Raw genomic sequence first — 246 nt, 5'->3', positions numbered from 1 at the left:
CTAGTACATTATGGGCCCCGAGGGACGCACGGATAGCGGCGCGCACCTTTTGAGCTTCTACACTGTAGATACCGGGCTTTCCTTGGTCCAGCGCTTCCCCCGCTGCCTGCACCGCGCAGCACACGAAATAATTCGGTGATACAGTTTTCAATGGTGTTGCCTGCACCAACGAATGTGCCAGCTCCAGCACCGCATATCGAATCTTGTTCATGCTTGTTCTCCGCACCAGTTTTCGAGCATCCACCC

1 protein-coding gene is annotated in these 246 nt (G+C 55.3%); it reads right to left on the bottom strand.

The window, feature by feature from the left end:
• A partial coding sequence (locus AC1RP4_RS08110) for a hypothetical protein (protein ID WP_481763295.1) occupies positions 1–211 on the bottom strand: 211 nt, incomplete at its 3' end.
• Between the last annotated feature and the right edge of the window lie 35 nt (positions 212–246).

The organism is Dellaglioa sp. CoH-56-MRSF-10 (assembly GCF_056782175.1).
This window is presented reverse-complemented; position numbering and strand designations above follow the sequence as displayed.